Source organism: Dictyobacter kobayashii (assembly GCF_003967555.1).
GTDB lineage: Bacteria > Chloroflexota > Ktedonobacteria > Ktedonobacterales > Ktedonobacteraceae > Dictyobacter > Dictyobacter kobayashii.
This window is the reverse complement of record NZ_BIFS01000001.1, coordinates 1,038,239-1,057,232: the sequence shown is the minus strand read 5'-3', so window position 1 is coordinate 1,057,232 and position 18,994 is coordinate 1,038,239. Positions and strand designations below refer to the sequence as shown.

13 protein-coding genes and 3 pseudogenes are annotated in these 18,994 nt (G+C 50.8%); 12 read left to right on the top strand and 4 right to left on the bottom strand.

What is annotated here, in order from left to right:
• Positions 1-386 precede the first annotated feature (386 nt).
• The 9 genes and pseudogenes from EL645_RS04685 to EL645_RS04640 all read left to right on the top strand — a co-directional run bounded on the left by EL645_RS04685 (position 387) and on the right by EL645_RS04640 (position 12,883).
• Positions 387-863 carry an NADH-quinone oxidoreductase subunit B gene (locus EL645_RS04685; protein WP_161977722.1) on the top strand — a complete coding sequence of 159 codons (477 nt, stop codon included), beginning with the start codon at positions 387-389 and terminating at the stop codon, positions 861-863.
• A 58-nt stretch (positions 864-921) separates the two neighbouring features.
• Entirely contained in the window at positions 922-1,662 is a 741-nt protein-coding gene (locus EL645_RS04680) for a hypothetical protein (protein WP_126548945.1), read from the top strand.
• Between the two features lie 152 nt (positions 1,663-1,814).
• A pseudogene (locus tag EL645_RS04675) lies at positions 1,815-2,980 on the top strand (NADH-ubiquinone oxidoreductase-F iron-sulfur binding region domain-containing protein).
• A gap of 35 nt (positions 2,981-3,015) precedes the next feature.
• Complete coding sequence (locus EL645_RS04665) at positions 3,016-5,424, top strand: FAD-dependent oxidoreductase (RefSeq protein WP_126548942.1); 2,409 nt, start codon at positions 3,016-3,018, stop codon at positions 5,422-5,424.
• 177 nt (positions 5,425-5,601) lie between these two features.
• Positions 5,602-6,666, top strand: a complete 1,065-nt coding sequence (locus tag EL645_RS04660; protein ID WP_126548941.1) for a DUF7452 domain-containing protein — start codon at positions 5,602-5,604, stop codon at positions 6,664-6,666.
• 238 nt (positions 6,667-6,904) lie between these two features.
• Positions 6,905-9,313, top strand: coding sequence for an FAD-dependent oxidoreductase (locus EL645_RS04655; RefSeq protein ID WP_126548940.1), 2,409 nt, complete (start codon positions 6,905-6,907; stop codon positions 9,311-9,313).
• A 170-nt stretch (positions 9,314-9,483) separates the two neighbouring features.
• A complete protein-coding gene (locus tag EL645_RS04650; protein ID WP_126548939.1) occupies positions 9,484-10,866 on the top strand; it encodes a glycoside hydrolase family 1 protein in 1,383 nt (460 codons plus the stop codon).
• Positions 10,867-10,965: 99 nt separating this feature from the next.
• Positions 10,966-11,595, top strand: coding sequence for a DUF4126 domain-containing protein (locus EL645_RS04645; protein WP_126548938.1), 630 nt, complete (start codon positions 10,966-10,968; stop codon positions 11,593-11,595).
• A gap of 289 nt (positions 11,596-11,884) precedes the next feature.
• Complete coding sequence (locus EL645_RS04640; RefSeq protein ID WP_126548937.1) at positions 11,885-12,883, top strand: BON domain-containing protein; 999 nt, start codon at positions 11,885-11,887, stop codon at positions 12,881-12,883.
• Between the two features lie 170 nt (positions 12,884-13,053).
• Here the strand turns inward: EL645_RS04640 and EL645_RS42385 are convergent.
• Together EL645_RS42385 and EL645_RS04630 are read right to left on the bottom strand one after the other, a co-directional pair.
• Positions 13,054-14,288 (bottom strand): annotated as a pseudogene (locus EL645_RS42385) (trans-sulfuration enzyme family protein).
• A 131-nt stretch (positions 14,289-14,419) separates the two neighbouring features.
• Positions 14,420-14,920, bottom strand: a complete 501-nt coding sequence (locus tag EL645_RS04630; RefSeq protein WP_126548936.1) for a redoxin domain-containing protein — start codon at positions 14,918-14,920, stop codon at positions 14,420-14,422.
• Between the two features lie 301 nt (positions 14,921-15,221).
• Between EL645_RS04630 and EL645_RS04625 the strand changes: the two are divergent.
• From EL645_RS04625 to EL645_RS04610, 3 genes and pseudogenes are all read left to right on the top strand, one after another.
• A pseudogene (locus tag EL645_RS04625) lies at positions 15,222-16,123 on the top strand (Mrp/NBP35 family ATP-binding protein).
• Entirely contained in the window at positions 16,107-16,571 is a 465-nt protein-coding gene (locus EL645_RS04615) for an NUDIX domain-containing protein (protein WP_161977109.1), read from the top strand. Before EL645_RS04625 ends, EL645_RS04615 begins: the two are co-directional and overlap by 17 nt.
• A gap of 108 nt (positions 16,572-16,679) precedes the next feature.
• Positions 16,680-17,129, top strand: coding sequence for a hypothetical protein (locus tag EL645_RS04610; RefSeq protein ID WP_126548932.1), 450 nt, complete (start codon positions 16,680-16,682; stop codon positions 17,127-17,129).
• A gap of 36 nt (positions 17,130-17,165) precedes the next feature.
• Here EL645_RS04610 and EL645_RS04605 read toward each other — a convergent pair whose 3' ends face one another.
• Positions 17,166-17,912 carry a ubiquinone/menaquinone biosynthesis methyltransferase gene (locus tag EL645_RS04605; RefSeq protein ID WP_126548931.1) on the bottom strand — a complete coding sequence of 249 codons (747 nt, stop codon included), beginning with the start codon at positions 17,910-17,912 and terminating at the stop codon, positions 17,166-17,168.
• Between the two features lie 16 nt (positions 17,913-17,928).
• Complete coding sequence (locus tag EL645_RS04600; RefSeq protein WP_126548930.1) at positions 17,929-18,918, bottom strand: polyprenyl synthetase family protein; 990 nt, start codon at positions 18,916-18,918, stop codon at positions 17,929-17,931.
• Positions 18,919-18,994: the final 76 nt, after the last annotated feature.

The window sequence follows — 18,994 nt, the reverse complement described above, 5'->3', positions numbered from 1 at the left end:
GCCATACGTCTTATAAGAGTGACGAGTCTCTGCGATTGGATCAAACAACGCTTCAAAATAAGTCATACTCCACAGTGTACCAAAGCGTTCAGTTGTCTGACAAGAGGAAAGCAGGTGGCTCAGGTCGCTAAATGCAGTGCGCAAAAAGGACGCCAGATGAGGCTGACCCTGCAAGGGTGTTTATAGCGTGGCTGGGCGAAACGTGCTATAATAGGTCGCAGATGGAGTGTATAAGCATCGCCCCCCGTCTTTATAAAGAACCCTAAAACAATCCAAACCAAGCAATAGGTGCTGCTGAACCATTGCCTAGGAGTAAATTTTATATGAGCAGCGAAATAAATGAAAATGGAAACGCGATAGGTCGTCGCAAGCCAATCCCAATCGCGATGGCATCTGGGCCCCAGGAATACGTTCCGGGAGACCAGGAACTGCCAGTTCAGCTCACAAGTGTAGCTGATATGTTGCTATGGGCACAAAACTGGGCACGGTCGAAATCGGTATGGCCATTGGGTTATGGTTTAGCCTGCTGCGCCATTGAAATGATGGCAGCGGCCCAGGCTCACTATGATCTGTCCCGTTTTGGTTCTGAGGTGTTCCGTTCTAGCCCACGCCAGGCAGACTTGATGATTGTGGCCGGAACTGTTTCGGTGAAGATGGGTCCGCGCCTTCGTCTTCTCTGGGAGCAGATGCCAGATCCAAAGTGGGTTATTAGCATGGGTCAGTGCGCAAACTCTGGTGGCGAATTCTACGATAGCTATTATACCGTTCAGGGTGTCGACACCATTGTTCCTGTCGATGTGTATGTGCCAGGATGCCCACCCCGACCCGAAGCTTTGATCGAGGGTATTTCTGAAGTTACGTGAGAAGATTGCCAAACAAGGTCTGAAAGTGCGCGGCGAGAAGGAAATCGAGGTATAGTGTATGCGTGGTATTCTGGAAGGTATGGGTCTAACCTTTAGCCATATGTTTCGGCCAAAGGTTACCCGGCTCTATCCTTATGAGAAGCCCAAACTGCCACCGCGCAGCCGTGGTTTGATTCAATTGATCGCACAGGAAGGTCTGAAGACCGAGTTCAATCTGAAATGTGAAGCCTGCCTCCTTTGTGAGAAAGCCTGCCCTCCTCGTGCTATCACGATTGAATATGAGCCTCTCCATGAGTGGAAAGACCGCCCCTGGTTTAAGTCATATGTTCGTGAAGGTGCTGAGAAGTTTACCCCACGTAAACTGGCTCCGGCTACTGGTTCATCACGTGCAGGATTCTACAAGACGCGTATCTCTGAGTATGCGGTGGATTACTTTAACAAACCAGTGACTCCCTGTGTGGCCATGCCGGTCAAAGATTACCTGGAGCCAGAGATTGATCTGAGCAAGGTTGATACCCTGCTGGCAACCTGGTCGCAAGAAGCCGGTGCACTTCCTGGCCTGCTAGATGCAGTGATGGATATCTATGGGTACTTCCCATTGCAAGCAGCCAAGCGTATTGTCCAGGCTCGTGGCGTCGATCTGAGCGATATCTTTGGTATCGCAACTATGAGTCCGAAATTTAAACCCGCACCCGCTGTCAAGGGCATTACTCGTGATGACCAACCGGAGCGTGGACTGGCTTCGAGCAAGCGTGGTGTCTGGGGAAATATTAATCATGTGAGGCAGCCAGATGCCTAATTTTGAACAATCTTATCGTCTCTTGCAGCACGCCACCGGCGCTGACGTACGCTCATTAAGCGCGTATCGCAATAGCGGCGGATATGCTGCTTTGGAAAAAGCTCTTCGTGGACTGTCCCCGAGCAGGTGAATCAGCAGGTCATTGACGCAAAATTGCGTGGCCGTGGGGGGCCGGTCGCTTAACCGGTGAAAAATGGCGTATTACGCGGCAGTCAGAAGATGAACAGAAGTACGTTATTTGTAATGCTTACGATGCCGATAGCCGCTCCCTGGCGGCTCGAACCTTGCTGGAGCAAAATCCTCATCAGGTTATCGAAGGCATTCTCCTGGCCGCCTATGCAGTAGGTGCGACAGAGGCATATCTTTTCACACGCAGTACCGCAGCAGCTGCCAATGCCGCTATTCAGCAGGCTGTGCAAGAGGCTGTCGAGGCCAATCTCGTCGGGCGAGATATTCTCAGCACTGATTTTTCTTGTAATATTACTGTGCTCGGCGCGGAAATGGGTTTCATGGGCGGTGAAGAGACCGTACAGATGGCACTGATCAAGGGTCGTCGTGGTATGCCTGAGCAGCGTCCTCCATTCCCTGCACAGTATGGTCTATGGGACAAGCCAACAGCGATTAACTCAATTGAGACATTGGTCAATGTACCGTACATCGTTCGCGAGGGCGCGGCCGCATTTGCCAGTGTTGGTTCTGCTACAACCGGTGGCACAAAAGTTTTGACCATCTATGCATCGCCCAGCAGCGAGCCAAAGCTGGTTGAAGTTCCATTTGGTGCCACATTGCGTGAGATTCTGGCCCATGCCGGACTGACTCCCACTGAAAGTGATGCGAGTGCTATTGTTGTCGGTGGAGCTGAAGGTGGCGCCTTGCCCCTGGCTTCGCTGGATACAGCCTACGACTTTGATCCGCTGGAAGAGGCGGGTGTCATCGTTGGCTCTGGCATCATCGAACTGCTGCCCTCCGATACCTGCATGGTGTCCTGGGCAATGGATCGTAGCGCCTATCTCACCAAAGAGTCTTGTGGTAAATGTGTTCCCTGTCGTTTAGGGTCAAGCGTATTACGGGTATCCTCGAAGGGATTGTGAGCGATCTCGGTGTTAATGGGGATCTCGATGTGCTGGATGAATTTGCAGATTATGTGCCTAATGGCTCATTATGTGGCTTTGGCGTGCAGGCAACCAATCCTTTGAAAACTGCCAAACGCTATTGGCCCGAGCATTTTACAATGCATATTCAGGAACTGCGTTGCCCCACCGGCACATGCATTCCAGTTCGTGCCCACCGTTTTGTGACGAAGCACGTTCTGCCGTAGTTAGATCCTAGGAGCTTCGGAAGAGGAAGTAGTACATGGCTATATCAATCCGAGATAATTTCTCATTAGCAACTCAGGCTGCGCAGCCTCCAATGGTGCGTAATGAGGTGGGGCATCCCAGTTTTACGTTGACCATTGATGGTAAGACAATGCAAGCTTACCAGGGCCAGACCATCCTGAGTGTGGCGGTTGATAATGGGATTTTGGATATCCCAAATTTGTGTAATGACGAAAAGCTGGAGCCAACCTCTGCTTGTCGTATGTGCGTGGTACACGTCGAAGGTGCCGAGCGCCCTCTGCCTTCCTGTAACACACCTGCTGAGCCAGGAATGGTGGTTTCGACGAATTCTGATGAGCTGTTCCATCTACGCCGGACCAATCTGGAGATGATGCTCTCAGACCACAATGCCTATTGTCAGCCTCCCTGCCAGGTCGATTGTCCAACCCATATTGATATCCCGGGCTATTTGGAGCTGATCGCTAAAGGCTCGATGAAGGAAGCAGCTCGCCTGGTTAAAGAGGTCTTACCGTTTCCTTTCACACTGGGTTTGACCTGTCCTGCCCCCTGTCAGAAGGCTTGTCGCCGTACATTGGTGGACGAAGAGATCGCCATCTGTCGTATGCATGGGCATGCCGCTGAAACCTGTCTGTTAGATCCACCTTTGCCGTATGTGCAGGACCCACCAACCGGTAAGAAAGTAGCGGTTGTCGGTGGTGGACCCTCGGGTTTGACTGCTGCTTATTATCTGTCCTTGCGTGGACATTATTGTAAGGTATTCGATATGCAGCCGCAGGCTGGTGGTATGCTGCGCTATGGCATTCCTGAGTATCGCTTGCCAAAGGATATGATGGACCGCGAGTTCCAGCAGCTGTGGGATATGGGTATCGATTTCCAGGCGAATGTAAAACTGGGTCGCGACTTCACGATCGATGAGCTGTTTAAGCAGGGCTTCGACGCTGTCTACCTGGCCATTGGTTGTTGGACCAGTAACGACCTACGTGTACCTGGTGAAGATGCTGAGGGCGTGGTTAACGCCATCCGCTATCTGGGTGACAAGGTTGAAGGTAAGCCGGTACCGGTGAAAGATGGTGACGAGGTTATCGTCATCGGTGGTGGTTTCACCGCTTTCGACTGTACTCGTACCTCGCTGCGCCTGGGTGCTAAAGTGCATACCATGTATCGCCGTGGTCGTACTGAGATGGGTGCCACAACTGAAGAGGTTGAGGACGGTGAGGCTGAGGGTACGCACTTGCAGCTTTACGTCAGTCAGACTCGTGTCATCTCTGAAAATGGTCATGTCACTGGTGTTGAGTTCCAGCGTAATAAGCTAGGTGAGCCTGATGCCAGCGGTCGCCGTCGTCCGGTTCCGGTTCCTGGTTCTGAATTCGTTCTGCCTTGTGATACCGTGATCCCGGCCATTGGTCAGGCTGTTGATACCAAAGTCCTCGACGAGGCCTCTGGTATTAAATGGACCAAGTGGAAGACCATCCAGACCAATCCCCACAACTTCATGACCGATCGCGAAGGTGTCTTCGCCGGTGGTGACTGTCAGATGGGTGCTAAGACGATTATTGAAGGTGTAGCCCAGGGCAAACTGAATGCTCGTTCGATCCACTCCTATCTGATGGGTGAGGATATGAATGAGGTTGCTCGCCGCCTGGAGTTAGAGGAGCGCCGTCCTGACCTGTTCGATATTGTGCCGTATAAGCCGGTTGAGCCCAAGGTCAAGATGCCGATGCTGCCCTATGACAAGCGTGAGAAGAGCTTCGCCTTGATTGAGATGGGTTACCTGCAGGAGCAGGCCCAGCGTGAGGCGGCTCGCTGTCTACAGTGTGCCTGCCCGGCCGCGGGACAGTGTGATCTGCAGAAGTATAGCATCGAGCATGGTCTGGCCGACAATCGTTTCCACGATGGGGAGCCCAGCGACTACCATGACTACGAGACCGATCTCTCGCACAGCTTCATCCTGCGCGATCCCAACAAGTGCATCAACTGTACGCAGTGTGTACGCGTCTGTCACGATGTGATTGGACCGGACTGCTATGGCATGTTCGGCAAGGGCTTTGATACCATTGTCTCGACGCCTTTCAATGTCAGCCTGCATGACACGGACTGTGTCTCCTGTGGCGCCTGCGTCCAGGTCTGTCCGACCGGCTCGCTGATGATGGCGGAGCGCTACCTGGCTCGCTACTCCTTCGCACTGGACCGCTGTATCTTCTGCGGTGACTGTGTGGAAGTATGCCCTCACGGTGCGCTGGGAGAGACGCCGAACTTCGAGCTCTCCTTCTTCAATCGCTTTGGAGAGGACGTGACGTTGGAGAAGAACGATCTGGCCAATGCACCAAACTACCTGGTGCGTCAGCGCCTGCCACGTGGCAAGAAGGACCTGCCGGTCATGAGCCCGTTGGTACGCCCCTTGCCTGCTCGCTCGATCCGCGACTAATTGCTTAACAGATCGAAATACAGGAAACCGGACCTTGCAAAAGGTCCGGTTTTTTTATGACATATGTGGATATGCTCTTATCACGAAAAAAGTGATGATAAGTATAGAAAGCTACTTAGATACGCCATTTCCTTTCTTTTTTATAATAAAGATAAAATGATCCGAAAGGAAATGGTCATGTACGATATTGCATCTCAAAAAGATGATCTGGAGCGAGCAAAGAGATTGCGCCAGGAGCGCAATGCATTCGGCAGCTCTACCATCGCTCTATGTAGCGTGAGCCTTCTCTTATTGGTGAGCATGTGGTTGGTGGCTCTTACTCCGGTTAGCGCAGCGCCAGTAGCTCCAGGTAAGGCTACCGTAGCAAAAACGCTCATTTATACGCATACGGCAACGGCTGCCAATAGCACAGGCGACTGGACTACTCTGGATAATGTTGTGACCAACGACAATCCTAACGCCATCGTCTTCGCAACTCCCAACTGGAACCCCGCTGGGACAAGTGGCGTCTATGATAACCATGCTATTGGCGTCTGGTATACAGGCTCCCGCTGGGCCATCTTTAATCAGGATCTTACCGCTATCCCTAACGGGGCTTCCTTTAATGTGTATGCATTCTCCAGTTCAAAAGATCCTCACATCTTTGTGCATAAGGCAACAACCTCTAATAGCACAGGCGATTGGACGGCGCTAAATAATAGCCTCGCCAATAACAGTCCCAATGCCATCGTCCTCGCAACTCCTAATTGGAATCCTGGTGGCGTAGGTGGTGTCTATGATAACCATGCCATCGGTGTCTGGTATACCGGCTCTAAATGGGCCATCTTTAATCAGGATCTTACCGCTATCCCTAATGGGGCATCCTTCAACGTGCTTGTTTTTAAGAACAGTTCCGACGGGGACTTTGTGCATAAGGCGACAACTGCCAATAGTGTGGGTGATTGGACTAATATAACCAACGGTAATACTGATGGCAATCCAGACGCGCTTGTCTTCGCAACTCCCAACTGGAATCCCGGTGGGACAGGTGGTGTCTACAACAAACATAACATTGGTGTCTGGTATACCGGCTCTAAATGGGCAGTCTTTAATCAGGATATAACCGCCATTCCCAATGGCTTCCTTCAGTATCGTCACCTTCTTCTAAAACATACATACAGAAGCGTGGCTCGATCAGCGACCAATGGCCTGACGGATAAAATACAGGAAACAGGACCTGCACAAGGTCCTGTTTTTTTATAGTGTCATTAAAAGCAATGTTGTGTTGTTTCACGCAACGTGGGCATATGCGCTCGTGCTAGTGATCCATTTTTTTGAGCGCTGGATTAACCAGTAGCATATTTGCGAATAGTTAAAAAGTCATTTGGCTCTTGGATGTTTTAATGATCTTGAGGTAGTATAAACATAGATATGTTGCATGACATATTTTGATGAGAAGTTATTCCTGCTGTTTTAGGAACTACGAAAAAGAGGCAGTATTATGACGATCGTGACACGCGATGCGTTCTCTCTCGCGCCTCCAGAACCAGTTGACTTGATAACGCGAAATGAACTGGGGCATCCCAGTTTTGCAGTTAACATCGATGGTAAGATGTTGATGGCGTATGAGGGTCAAACGATTTTGAGCGTGGCCATTGACAATGGGATCACGGATATCCCTAATTTGTGCAATGATGAGAAGCTGGAGCCAACCTCTGCTTGTCGTATGTGCTTGGTGCATATCGAAGGTATTGAGCGACCCCTGCCCTCTTGTAACACCCCTGTTTCTCCTGGAATGGTTGTAACGACCACCTCTGATGAGCTGTTCCATCTACGCCGGACCAATCTGGAGATGATGCTCTCAGACCACAATGCCTATTGTCAGCCTCCTTGCCAGGTCGATTGTCCAACCCATATTGATATCCCGGGCTATTTGGAGCTGATCACTAAAGGCTCGATGAAGGAAGCAGCTCGCCTGGTTAAAGAGGTCTTACCGTTTCCTTTCACACTGGGTTTGACCTGTCCTGCCCCCTGTCAGAAGGCCTGTCGCCGTACATTGGTGGACGAAGAGATCGCCATCTGTCGTATGCATGGGCATGCCGCTGAAACCTGTCTGTTAGATCCACCTTTGCCGTATGTGCAGGATCCACCAACCGGTAAGAAAGTAGCGGTTGTCGGTGGTGGACCTTCGGGTTTGACTGCTGCTTATTATCTGTCCTTGCGTGGACATTATTGTAAAGTATTCGATATGCAGCCGCAGGCTGGTGGTATGCTGCGTTATGGCATTCCTGAGTATCGCTTGCCAAAGGATATGATGGACCGCGAGTTCCAGCAACTGTGGGATATGGGTATCGATTTCCAGGCGAACGTCAAACTGGGTCGAGATTTTGAGGTTGACGATCTCTTTAAGGCTGGCTTTGATGCCGTGTATATCGCTATCGGATGCTGGACCAGTAAGTCGATGCGCGTGCCTGGTGAGGATGCTGAGGGCGTGGTTAACGCCATCAAATTTCTCTATGATAAGGTTGAGGGTAAGCCGGTCCCGGTGAGAGAAGGGGACGAGGTGGTAGTGATTGGAGGTGGTTTCACGACCTTTGACTGCACCCGTACCTCGTTACGTCTGGGCGCTAAAGTACATACAACTTATTATCGAACCCGTGCCGACATGACTGCTACGGTTGAAGAGATTGAGGATGGTATCGCTGAAGGCACCCATCTCCAGGTGCGCTCGGCCCAGCAGCGTATTCTGGCTGAGAATGGCAAGGTGGTTGGTATTGAATATCAGCGCACCAGGCAGGGTGAGCCTGATGCCAGCGGTCGCCGTCGCCCGGTCCCTATCCCAGGTTCTGAGTTTACCATTGCCTGTAACACCGTCATTCCAGCGGTAGGGCAGGCTGTTGATACCAAAGTCATCAATGAAGCCTCTGGCATCAAATGGAGTAAGTGGCAAACGGTACAGACCAATCCCCATAACTTCATGACGGATCGTCAGGGGGTCTTCGCTGGTGGTGATTGCCAACTGGGGGCCAGCACGATTATCGAGTGCGTAGCCCAGGGCAAACTAGGAGCTCGTTCGATCCACTCCTATCTGATGGGTGAGGATATGAATGAGGTTGCTCGCCGCCTGGAGTTAGAGGAGCGCCGTCCTGACCTGTTCGATATTGTGCCGTATAAGCCGGTCGAGCCCAAGGTCAAGATGCCGATGTTGCCCTATGACAAGCGTGAGAAGAGCTTCGCCTTGATCGAGATGGGTTACCTGCAGGAGCAGGCCCAGCGTGAGGCGGCTCGCTGTCTGCAGTGTGCCTGCCCGGCCGCGGGACAGTGTGACCTGCAGAAGTATAGCATCGAGCATGGTCTGGCCGACAATCGTTTCCACGATGGGGAGCCCAGCGACTACCATGACTACGAGACCGATCTCTCGCACAGCTTCATCCTGCGCGATCCCAACAAGTGCATCAACTGTACGCAGTGTGTACGCGTCTGCCACGATGTGATTGGACCGGACTGCTATGGTATGTTCGGCAAGGGCTTTGATACTATTGTCTCGACGCCTTTCAATGTCAGCCTGCACGACACGGACTGTGTCTCCTGTGGCGCCTGCGTCCAGGTCTGTCCGACCGGCTCGCTGATGATGGCGGAGCGCTACCTGGCTCGCTACTCCTTCGCACTGGACCGCTGTATCTTCTGCGGCGATTGTGTGGAAGTATGCCCTCACGGTGCGCTGGGAGAGACGCCGAACTTCGAGCTCTCCTTCTTCAATCGCTTTGGAGAGGACGTGACGTTGGAGAAGAACGATCTGGCCAATGCACCAAACTACCTGGTGCGTCAGCGCCTGCCACGTGGCAAGAAGGACCTGCCGGTCATGAGCCCGTTGGTACGCCCCTTGCCTGCTCGCTCGATCCGCGACTAATTTTTTCTCTGCTTCCTGGCAGTGAAGGGCAGCTATGCAGGTCATCATGTGACGACGCATAGCTGCCCTTCTCATCTGTGGGGCTGGTTGAGTTTCTCATCCTGATATTTCTACCGTTCGTGTTACAATTGGGGTATTATTCGATATCGGTTATGTAACGGAGAATTAGAATGAGTCAACAGCGCGCCTTACGTTTCCCACGTGATTTTTTGTGGGGTACAGCCTCAGCCGCCTATCAGTGTGAGGGAGGAAATACCAATAATCAATGGTATCGCTGGGAGCAAGAAGGGCATATTCTCAGTGGTGATAGCTGCGGGTTAGCGGCGGATTGGTGGGAGCATGCAGAGCAAGATTTTTTGTTGGCTGAGCAGATGGAGAATAATGCGTTACGGCTCAGCCTGGAGTGGAGCCGTATCGAGCCCGCGGAGGGACAGTGGGATGCGGCGGCGTTAGAGCGTTATCGTGCCATGTTGTTGGAGCTGCGACGGTTGCATTTGACCCCCGTTGTGACCTTGCATCATTTTACCGATCCCCTCTGGTTTACTGAACGGGGCGGTTTTGCGAATGAAGAGAATCTACGTTTCTTTATTCGCTATATCAAACATGTGGTGGCCGCATTGCAGGATGTGTGTGCTTTCTGGATTACCTTTAATGAGCCCAATGTCTATGCGTTTCAGGGCTACCTGATGGGTGTCTTCCCACCTGGGGAAAAGGATCTGGTGCGTACATTTCTGGTCTTGCGCAATTTGATGCAGGCCCATGTTGAAGCCTTTTATGCCATGCGTGACATTCAGCCGCAAGCGCAGATTGGCTACTGTCTGCACTATCGGCTATTTGATCCTGCCAGCCCTATATCGCTACTTGATCGCAGTGCCGCCTCGATTCAAGAGAATATGTTTACCTGGTCAGCCCTACAGGCGGCGGAGAGCGGGCGTTTTACCTTTCCAACTGGCCGGGTGGTGGCACCTCTGGTTCATGCTGCGGGCACCAGAGATTATCATGGAGTGAATTATTATACCCGTGAGATGGTCCGTTTTGATCCTCGTAGACCAGCCGAAGCCTTTGGACGTCGCTTTGTACGTCCCCGTGCTGTACGCAATGATGATGGAATGTCGGATAGTTTTGGCGAGATTTATCCATGGGGACTCTACCGGGTTTTAAAATCGATCTATCAGCGCACGCGTGGTAATAAGCCATTGTATATTACCGAGAATGGTTTTAGCGATCGGCAGGATGATCGGCGGCCAGCTGCATTGCTGGCTCACCTGGCAGTCCTGCATCGAGCGATCCAGGATGGCATACCGGTACGTGGCTATTTTCACTGGACCCTGGTCGATAATTTTGAATGGAACGATGGCTGGTATGTGCGTTTTGGCTTAATCGAGCTTGACCCTATAACTCAGAGGCGGACCCCACGCCGTAGTGCCAGTATGTTTGGTGAGATCTGTCAGGCCAACGCGATCACCGAAACTATTGTAGAACGCTATGCCCCTGAGCTGAGCGATGCTATCTTTGGCGCTCCCGATGCTCGTGGACGCCAGATTCCCGTCTAGCTATATCCTATTATGTATCTTTGGATTTCAATCTAGCGGATACGTTTATCTTCTATGACATCATCAATGTTTTTCTGATTGAAACGAGGAATATAATTTATGGATATAGGGACATCTTATGGTCTCGCCTTTGCTTCTGGCATCAATGCTTATCTGCCGCTATTATCATTAGCGGTGGCTGCACGCGTCTGGCCAGTGCAATTTCACGTTAATTCACACTTTGCTTTTATCACTCAACCCTGGTTTATGATTGTCATGGCCATCTTGACCCTGGCTGATGTGTTTGCTGATAAAATCCCGGTTGTTGATCACATCTGGGATGCCATCCATACGGTTATTCGACCTGTGGCCGGTGCCATCGTGGCCGCGGCTGCTGGCAATCAAAATATGGATAGCGCATGGTGGATGCCATTGACGCTGGCCCTGGGTGCCGGTGTGGCTGGCGTTACCCATACCACCAAGGCGACTACGCGTGTGGCCTCTACCGCCACCACGGCAGGCTGTTTGAATATTGGCCTCAGTATTGGCGAAGATATTGTCATGGTCTTAAGTGTCTTGATCTCGTTTGCCGCGCCATATGTCATGCTGGTAGTCGTGGCACTCTTTGTCCTGGCCTTCCTGATTATGGTGCCAAAGATCGTCAAACGTTTGCGCCGCAGGCGTCAGCCGTCGATGGTTTCACCTGCCACCATGTATCCTCTACAGCAAGGTTCAACGAGACGCAACTAGACAGATATTGCTATAAACGGGCTACCTCAAAATAGGGAGTAGTCAAAATAAATAGAGGCCATGAGGGATGCTGGCTTAATCCTTGTGATAAGCTGGCATCCCTCACTTTGTCTTTCTTCTTTTTGTGCGGTACGTACTACATTTAGGGCCGATACCCTCATAGAAGCCATTCTATTATGAGGTATCTTGTCATTTACGAGTAGAAAGTGCTACACTTCTCGTTAGTATAACGACATAGCTTGACTTCTGGCCGGGTCGTTTGAGTATGCAAGATGAGGTTAGACGATAGATGGACAAATCAGCTCCCATTTCAGAAATGGAGAAGTTCCACTTTGGAGGCAAAGTATTTTGCTCCGATGGCGAAGATGGAACTCTCTCCCAGCTGGGTGTAGACCCCAGTAGCCGCAAGATCGTTTCACTTGGTGTGAAAATTGGTCGTTTCTTTGGCAAAACAGTCTATGTGCCGTTTTCAGCAGTGACAGATGCTTCTGGCAATGGTATTACACTTTCTATTTCACGCGATGAGCTCAACGCCGCCACTAGCCAGGCCACTGGTGCTTTGCTGGATGCGCGCAGTAGTGTGCAGGAAGCTAATTCGAACGCGCGTGGTACATTGAAGCTTGTCGCGGCACATCCCCAGACCGGCGAACTGGCATATATCGTAGTGCGTTCACTGCGCGCCGGACAGGATGTCTTGATTCGTCAGGATTATATTGCAAAGATTGATACTGGCGTTATCTCGATCAATGTGCCAGAGCCAATCTTTCAGACCCTGCCTGCTTATCGCACCGATGAAGAATTACAGCGCGAAGTTGAAAATGTTATCTTTGATATGACCCCTATTCATATCGATTTTCCTGGTATGAAAAATCGTGTACTGGATAGCGTGCTCTACCTGGATGGCAATATCTCTAGCTCCCTCCGTGGTGAGATGGTTGAGGACCAGGCTTCTGGCGTACCAGGTTTATTAGAAATTAAGAATCGCCTCTTTGGTGATGATACACTGGCGGCTGACCTGGCTATGGCTCTCGGCCGGGACGCGCGCACACGTGACCTGCCTATTGGTGTCTATCCACGTCTGGGCGCGGTACGTTTAAGTGGTTCCGTGCGCACACCTGAGCAGAAAGCTGCCGCCGAACAGATCGCACGCAGTTTTCCTGGTGTACGCTCAGTAGAGAACGGGTTGATCGTCAATCCTAAATCTGATCTACTCAATGTCATGGCTTCCTCAGCAGGTGGCGATGGAGAAGATCTGATCCCTGGTAGATATACACGCCACACAAAATAAACTAAGCCGCAACACAGATCGACGTTCAGGCATTTTTACTGGTCATCATTTAATTCTAGTATCATCGGGCGGACGTCTGGTCAGGTTAATGGCTGATGAAGAAAAAGAAGCAGGCAACAATATAATCGCCTGCTTCTTTTCGTGTTGCATAATGTATTACACATTACCCATTACGCGTTGAGCGCCTGCTCCAGATCTTTGATGATATCGTCAGCATGCTCAATACCGACAGATAAACGGATGCACCCCTCGCTGATGCCCATATCCTGTAACTCTTTGGCATTCAATGTACGGTGGGATGAGATGGGCGGATAGCTTACCAGTGTAAAGACATCGCCCAGCGAGGTGGCTGAGATGCAGAGTTGGAGATTATTGATAAAGTCAAATACAGCTGCGCGAGACTGATCCTTGAGCTCAAATGAGAGCAGGCCGCCAAATTGTTCATGGTCCATTAACTTGCTGGCCAGTTCGTGTGAGGGATGGTTGGTGAGGCCTGGATAGTGCACATGGGCGACCGCCGGATGGCGTTGTAGAAATTGGGCAACCTGTAAAGCATTATCGCACTGGCGCTCAACACGCAGGGAGAGCGTGCGCAAGCCGCGCAGCATCAGATGTGACTCAAAGGGACTTAACATAGCCCGAGCAGATTGCTATAATCGCGTAACTGATTGAGCAAAGTATTTTTGGCACTGATTACAATACCACCGGTGCTATCGCCGTGGCCGCTGATATATTTGGTAGCGCTATGAACCACCAGGTCAAAACCATGCTCGATTGGTCGGGTCAGATACGGAGTGCTGAACGTGCTATCGACGATCGTGACGGCACCGATCTCCCTGGCGACTGTACTGATCGCATCCAGGTCCACAATCCTGGTCAATGGATTAGAGATAGTCTCAACATAAATAACATCGGGCTCCTCGTCGCGCAACAGATCGTAAACCGCGGGCTGGCAAAAATCGGCCAACACTAACTGGGTGCCGACCGTAGTGAATAGTTTGCGTAAGAGCGTAATGGTTGGCCCATAGAGGTCCCTGGAGGCAACAATTTTAGTTCCGGTTGTCAACCCCGCAGCCAGTAACGCGGCATGAATAGCGGCCATGCCAGAGCCAAAGGCAATCGCTCCTACTCCACCTTCAATCTGCGCCATCGCGCTCTCAAAGCCATAGGCATTAGGATTTCCCTGACGAGCATAGACATATGCCTGTTCGCCATCTGGCGTTTTGCCGCTAAAGGCCTGATCCAGAGCTTCAATATTTTCATGTGTATAGGTTGTACTGGCAAAAATTGGTCGTACAGTTGGATGCCCACCAGTAGTAGATCCCGGGACTTTATTGCGGCCACCATGGACGAGGCGTGTTTCCAGATTCCAATCAGATGGTTGTGGTGTATTTTGCTGCGTCATAGATTATCCTTTCATATTTTAGGAGCTAGATATCACCTGGTTTTGGCTTGCTGTTACACAAAAATAGCTGGAACAGGCAGGCGGCCCCAGATCGGCATGAGCGAGTACATGAAAATAACAAACGGCATCCTTTATGGAGTACAGAGCTTATTAAGATATTGCAGGTTATCCAGCAAATCTTGTATCAGTGGTAAGTCTGCGATGCTGTTCGCGATCCAGCGTTGGTAGAGTGCGCTATAGCGATCGGCCAGCACAATACTGGGCGCAAGCGCATGTGTGTCCGCATCCCATTGTGTGTAGCGTGCAATGACTTTCCCCTGCGCATCTGAGAGCAATGCAAAAGGCAGGCGCAAATCTTTCTGTGCCTGTAGATTGCTAAAGACGGGGTCGGGTGTGATTGCCAGCAGCGCGCACTGCTCCTCGCGGAACTCTGCATAGTGCTGTGCATAGGTGCGCAGTAGATCGCGTACCTCATTGCTCTTACTACCGGGCATAAAGAGCAGCAACAAATGATCGCGTTGTTTATAATCCCATGGGCCGTGTGGCATCCCATCGGCACCAGGCAGCGTAAAGGCTGGTATAATCTGGCCCGTTTCCAGAACGGGACAATGAGGTTGTTCTGTGTTTGACATTGTCTCCCCTTAAAAAAGTGCTGATCAGGTTGGGTAGAGTTTGTCGATCCTTTTTTCTTATTATATAGTATATGCTGACCTCTTCATATAGTTAGTTGATCTACATTCAGCCACGTTTTCACCACGTCCAACTTCAACACCCTACCTGAGCAGCATTTCTCGTCTGTGATGATTATATAGTATATAGCCTGGCTGGCACGCGGGTGGCTGTTTTATTCGTTGCGAACGCTTGTCAAATGCATAAATTACTCTTATACTAACATTTGAATAGGCAAGGTTTTCATATTTTTGGGGAGGGACGATGCGTCAACAGTCACGACGTGAACACTTAGAGCATATTGGCGCTGTTCTAGTTGTGGGCAGCGGTAAGGGTGGGGTTGGCAAGTCGACCGTGAGTGTGAATCTCGCTGTATCTCTCGCCAGGGCGGGAGCACGAGTTGGTCTGCTGGATGGGGATGCCTATGGGCCGAGCATTCCGATGATGGTCGGAGTGCGTAAACGGGCGGATGCTAAGAGCGAGGCTATTTTGCCGTTAGCTGAACGGAAGGACCTGTCTGATGAGAAAAAGATTCAGCCATTGTTGCGTTATGGGATCAAGATCATGTCGGTGGGCTTCTTTATCGGAGAAGACCAGGCGGTAGCTCCTATGCCAGATGCTCTTGGTATGCTCATTCGCCAGTTGCTTTTTTCCGTTAATTGGGGGGAACTAGATTACCTGATTATCGACCTTCCACCCGGTACCAGTGAGCCGCAGGCGACCCTTTGTCGTGAAATTGAATTGACCGGAGCAATCCTGGTGACGACTCCCCAGGATATAGCGCGTATTGATACGGCTAAAGCTGTCACCATGTTCCAGCGCATGTCTGTGCCGATTCTGGGGTCGTACAAAATATGTCAGGCCTGGTCTGTCCTCATTGTGGACAGATGGTCGAGATCTTTCCCGAAAGCCATGAACGCCGTGCCCTGCTGGATGATCTGCCCCTGCTCGGCCGTATCCCTTTAGATCCAGTGGCCGTAACCAATGGTGATAAGGGCTACCCAATTGTTGTAAGTCTGGTGGATTCTCCTGTGGCTAAGGTTTTTTTAGAGGTCGCTACGCAAATTATGCAGCGCGTTGCCTTGTTACATGCTCAAGCTACTGAGGGCAAGGCGGAGCAAGCGCCAGATGATAAAGAAGAGGATACGCATGAAAGAGAAGCTTAAAGGTTTACTGGCTGGTATTATTTTTCGGCTGATTGCTCTTCTGACGCTAGGACAGATTTCGCCTATCCTCAGTGCCTGCGTCATCATCGAAAAAGATGGGGATGTTTTGCTGGTGGACCGTAGCGATGGAATGGGATATACCATTCCAGGTGGTATTGTGCGCTATAAAGAGACACTGGAAGAATGCGTACGGCGTGAGGCCAGTGAAGAGACGGGTTACGACGTAGCCATTACGGGCATTGTTGGTGTTTACTCATCTGTGGATCGCGATCCTCGTTTCCGCGCCGTCTCAATTGCTTATCGCGGCTATATCCAGGGAGGAAGCGAACATAACTCTGGTGAGGGGAAGGCCTGCTGGCGTCAACCTGAGGCTGTTCTGGGCCATATGGCCTTTGACTGTGAGTCTATGCTTAAGGACTATCTGAGCGGCCGCCAATGTCTCTCTTAAACGTATCTGGCATGCTTCTCTCCTGCTGTGCACACGCGATTGCAAGGTCATATGATATAGTTAGAAGGACTTAGCAAGCAATTTGGGATGAGCAAGGAGAGAGCAGCGATGCCAATTTGTCCAATTTGTGATGATAGTGGTTTATTGAGCTCAGATGAGGAGCAACCACGTTTTTGTTATTGCGCGGCAGGAAAGCGGGCGCGACGGCAGTGGGAGACCAGCCACGGGCCGGGGCAGGGATCGATTCCCAGGCCGGCGGGTTTTATCGATGTTTCTGAGTTGGAGCAAGTTAACGCCAATGTTGATGCGATGCGTGCTTCGCTCCTGGGCGCACCGACCGGCGAGGCAGCGGCTACCAGACACGCGGCCGTCCAATTACTTTATCGGGTGGCTCGAGCGGGACACGAAGTCTCGATGGTGGAAGCGGCCCAGCTTCATGACCTGGCCAAATCACTGGAAGGTTTTTTGGGGATATGGTGTCGATTGGACGCAAGCGGGGTTAAGCAAGCAATAAATCGAATGGAGAGGATAGATGGGAGATATCCAGTCTGGATATAACAAGAATGCTAGCAATCTCCATTCGATCTAACGTATTTATTCAGCTTTGGTACCCACATGAATGGCAACAATGCCACCGTTAAGGTAATAATAGCGAACATCACTCCAACCTACTTCTTCCATAATGTCCTGTAAAGCAGGGGCTTTGGGGAAGGTGGTAAGAGAATTTGGCAGATAATTATATTCCTCAAATGCTTTACCAATAATGGTTCCAAAGAGAGGAGCCAGTTTGTAGAAGTAGAGGTAGAAAAGGGTGCCAAAGAACTTACCAGGAGGATGGCTGATCTCCAGGCAGACGACGCGACCACCAGGGCGGACGACGCGTAACATCTCACGGAAACCCTGGCGAATATCGGCCAGATTGCGCACCATAAACGCGGAACAGCAGCCATCGACGCTATTGTCAGGAAGATCGATATGCTCCGCATCTCCGACCCGCAAATCAATGCGATCTTGCAATCCCATGCGCACCAGTTTACGGCGACCCTCATCCAGCATTTCAGGTGTAATATCCATCCCGATCATTCTAGTGCCAGAACCAGAATGTTTGATGACCGAGATCGATAGATCGGCCGTACCTGCCCCCAGGTCCAGCCCGGTCTCACCAGTAGCCAGTGCCAGATAGCGAGCGGCCCGGCGGCGCCAGTAACCATCTAACCCCAGGCTCATAAGCCTATTCATCAGATCATAGATGCCGGCAATACGTCCAAACAGGCGTTGTACATAAGGACGTTTGCCCCCGACTTCACGAAATTTTTCTTCTAAGACGAAATTTGTTTTCATACTTTTAATAATTCCACTAACGTCTGCGACTGATCACAAAGTCGATCAGTTCGTCCAGCACATCGCGATCGGACGAGGCTGGAAAATGATAGAGGGCCTCGCGGGCCTTATTGGCATAATTATGCGCTTCTTGCAGGGATAGATCAACACCATAGCCATGGGTAACCCAATCCACTACTTCTAGAATATCTTTTTCATTATGCTCGTCACTATTGAGCAGGGCCTGCACCTGTTGCTGATGCCCATTCTGAGAAGCTTCCTGGAGGGCAAAGATCAGTGGTAAGGTCACCATGCCCTGGCGCAGATCGTTACCGGCTGGCTTCCCAATGGTGGATTGATCTTCGGTATAGTCAAGAATATCATCAATGATTTGAAAGGCAATGCCCAGATTTAAGCCATAGGAATGCAGAAACTCAACCTGCTCATCAGTGGCGTCACTCAGGATAGCTCCACCCTTAGAACAAGCTGCAATCAGGCACGCGGTCTTATTCTTAATCTTTTCAAAGTATGTTTCGACCGTCAGATCGGCACGACCAGAGGTCATCATCTCCATAATAGTACCTTCACACACTGTCGCGACCGTATCTGCGAACAGATGATCAATACGTGGATTCTCGATCTCTGCAATCAGGCCTGAAGTTTTGGCCAGATAATAATCGCCCAGGAGGATGGCAATTTTATCTCCCCATAATGCATTGACCGTTGGATTGCCGCGTCGAGTAGCGGCTTCATCAATGATATCATCGTGGATCAGCGTTGCCAGATGAACCATTTCAAAGGCGACACTTAACTGCAATAGCTTTCCAAAGTCATAATGATTAAGTTTTCCCGCAAGCAAAGTCAACGCTGTTCGCAGGCGTTTGCCGGGAGAAGCAAGCGCGTGCATCGAAGCAGAATTGAGGATCGCCAGTCCAGACGTTGCTCTTTCTTGAAAGAGGGCATCCACTTGATCAAGTTCGGGCTGGATGCCTGCGAATATTCGGCTCAACGTGGCCGTAGTGTTCATAAAGGTTCTCCATTTTGCATGTCTTCTGGCACGTCACTAGGTGTCATCCAACAAGTTAAGTAGAAAATATACGTAA

Excerpts from the sequence above, each read along its gene's own strand:
- EL645_RS04645 (WP_126548938.1), top strand. The coding sequence starts at position 10,966 with ATGGATATAGGGACATCTTATGGTCTCGCCTTTGCTTCTGGCATCAAT.
- EL645_RS04630 (WP_126548936.1), bottom strand. The coding sequence starts at position 14,920 with ATGTCAAACACAGAACAACCTCATTGTCCCGTTCTGGAAACGGGCCAG.
- EL645_RS04640 (WP_126548937.1), top strand. The coding sequence starts at position 11,885 with ATGGACAAATCAGCTCCCATTTCAGAAATGGAGAAGTTCCACTTTGGA.
- EL645_RS04650 (WP_126548939.1), top strand. The coding sequence starts at position 9,484 with ATGAGTCAACAGCGCGCCTTACGTTTCCCACGTGATTTTTTGTGGGGT.
- EL645_RS04605 (WP_126548931.1), bottom strand. The coding sequence starts at position 17,912 with ATGAAAACAAATTTCGTCTTAGAAGAAAAATTTCGTGAAGTCGGGGGC.
- EL645_RS04680 (WP_126548945.1), top strand. The coding sequence starts at position 922 with ATGCGTGGTATTCTGGAAGGTATGGGTCTAACCTTTAGCCATATGTTT.
- EL645_RS04600 (WP_126548930.1), bottom strand. The coding sequence starts at position 18,918 with ATGAACACTACGGCCACGTTGAGCCGAATATTCGCAGGCATCCAGCCC.
- EL645_RS04655 (WP_126548940.1), top strand. The coding sequence starts at position 6,905 with ATGACGATCGTGACACGCGATGCGTTCTCTCTCGCGCCTCCAGAACCA.
- EL645_RS04615 (WP_161977109.1), top strand. The coding sequence starts at position 16,107 with ATGAAAGAGAAGCTTAAAGGTTTACTGGCTGGTATTATTTTTCGGCTG.
- EL645_RS04610 (WP_126548932.1), top strand. The coding sequence starts at position 16,680 with ATGCCAATTTGTCCAATTTGTGATGATAGTGGTTTATTGAGCTCAGAT.
- EL645_RS04665 (WP_126548942.1), top strand. The coding sequence starts at position 3,016 with ATGGCTATATCAATCCGAGATAATTTCTCATTAGCAACTCAGGCTGCG.
- EL645_RS04685 (WP_161977722.1), top strand. The coding sequence starts at position 387 with ATGGCATCTGGGCCCCAGGAATACGTTCCGGGAGACCAGGAACTGCCA.
- EL645_RS04660 (WP_126548941.1), top strand. The coding sequence starts at position 5,602 with ATGTACGATATTGCATCTCAAAAAGATGATCTGGAGCGAGCAAAGAGA.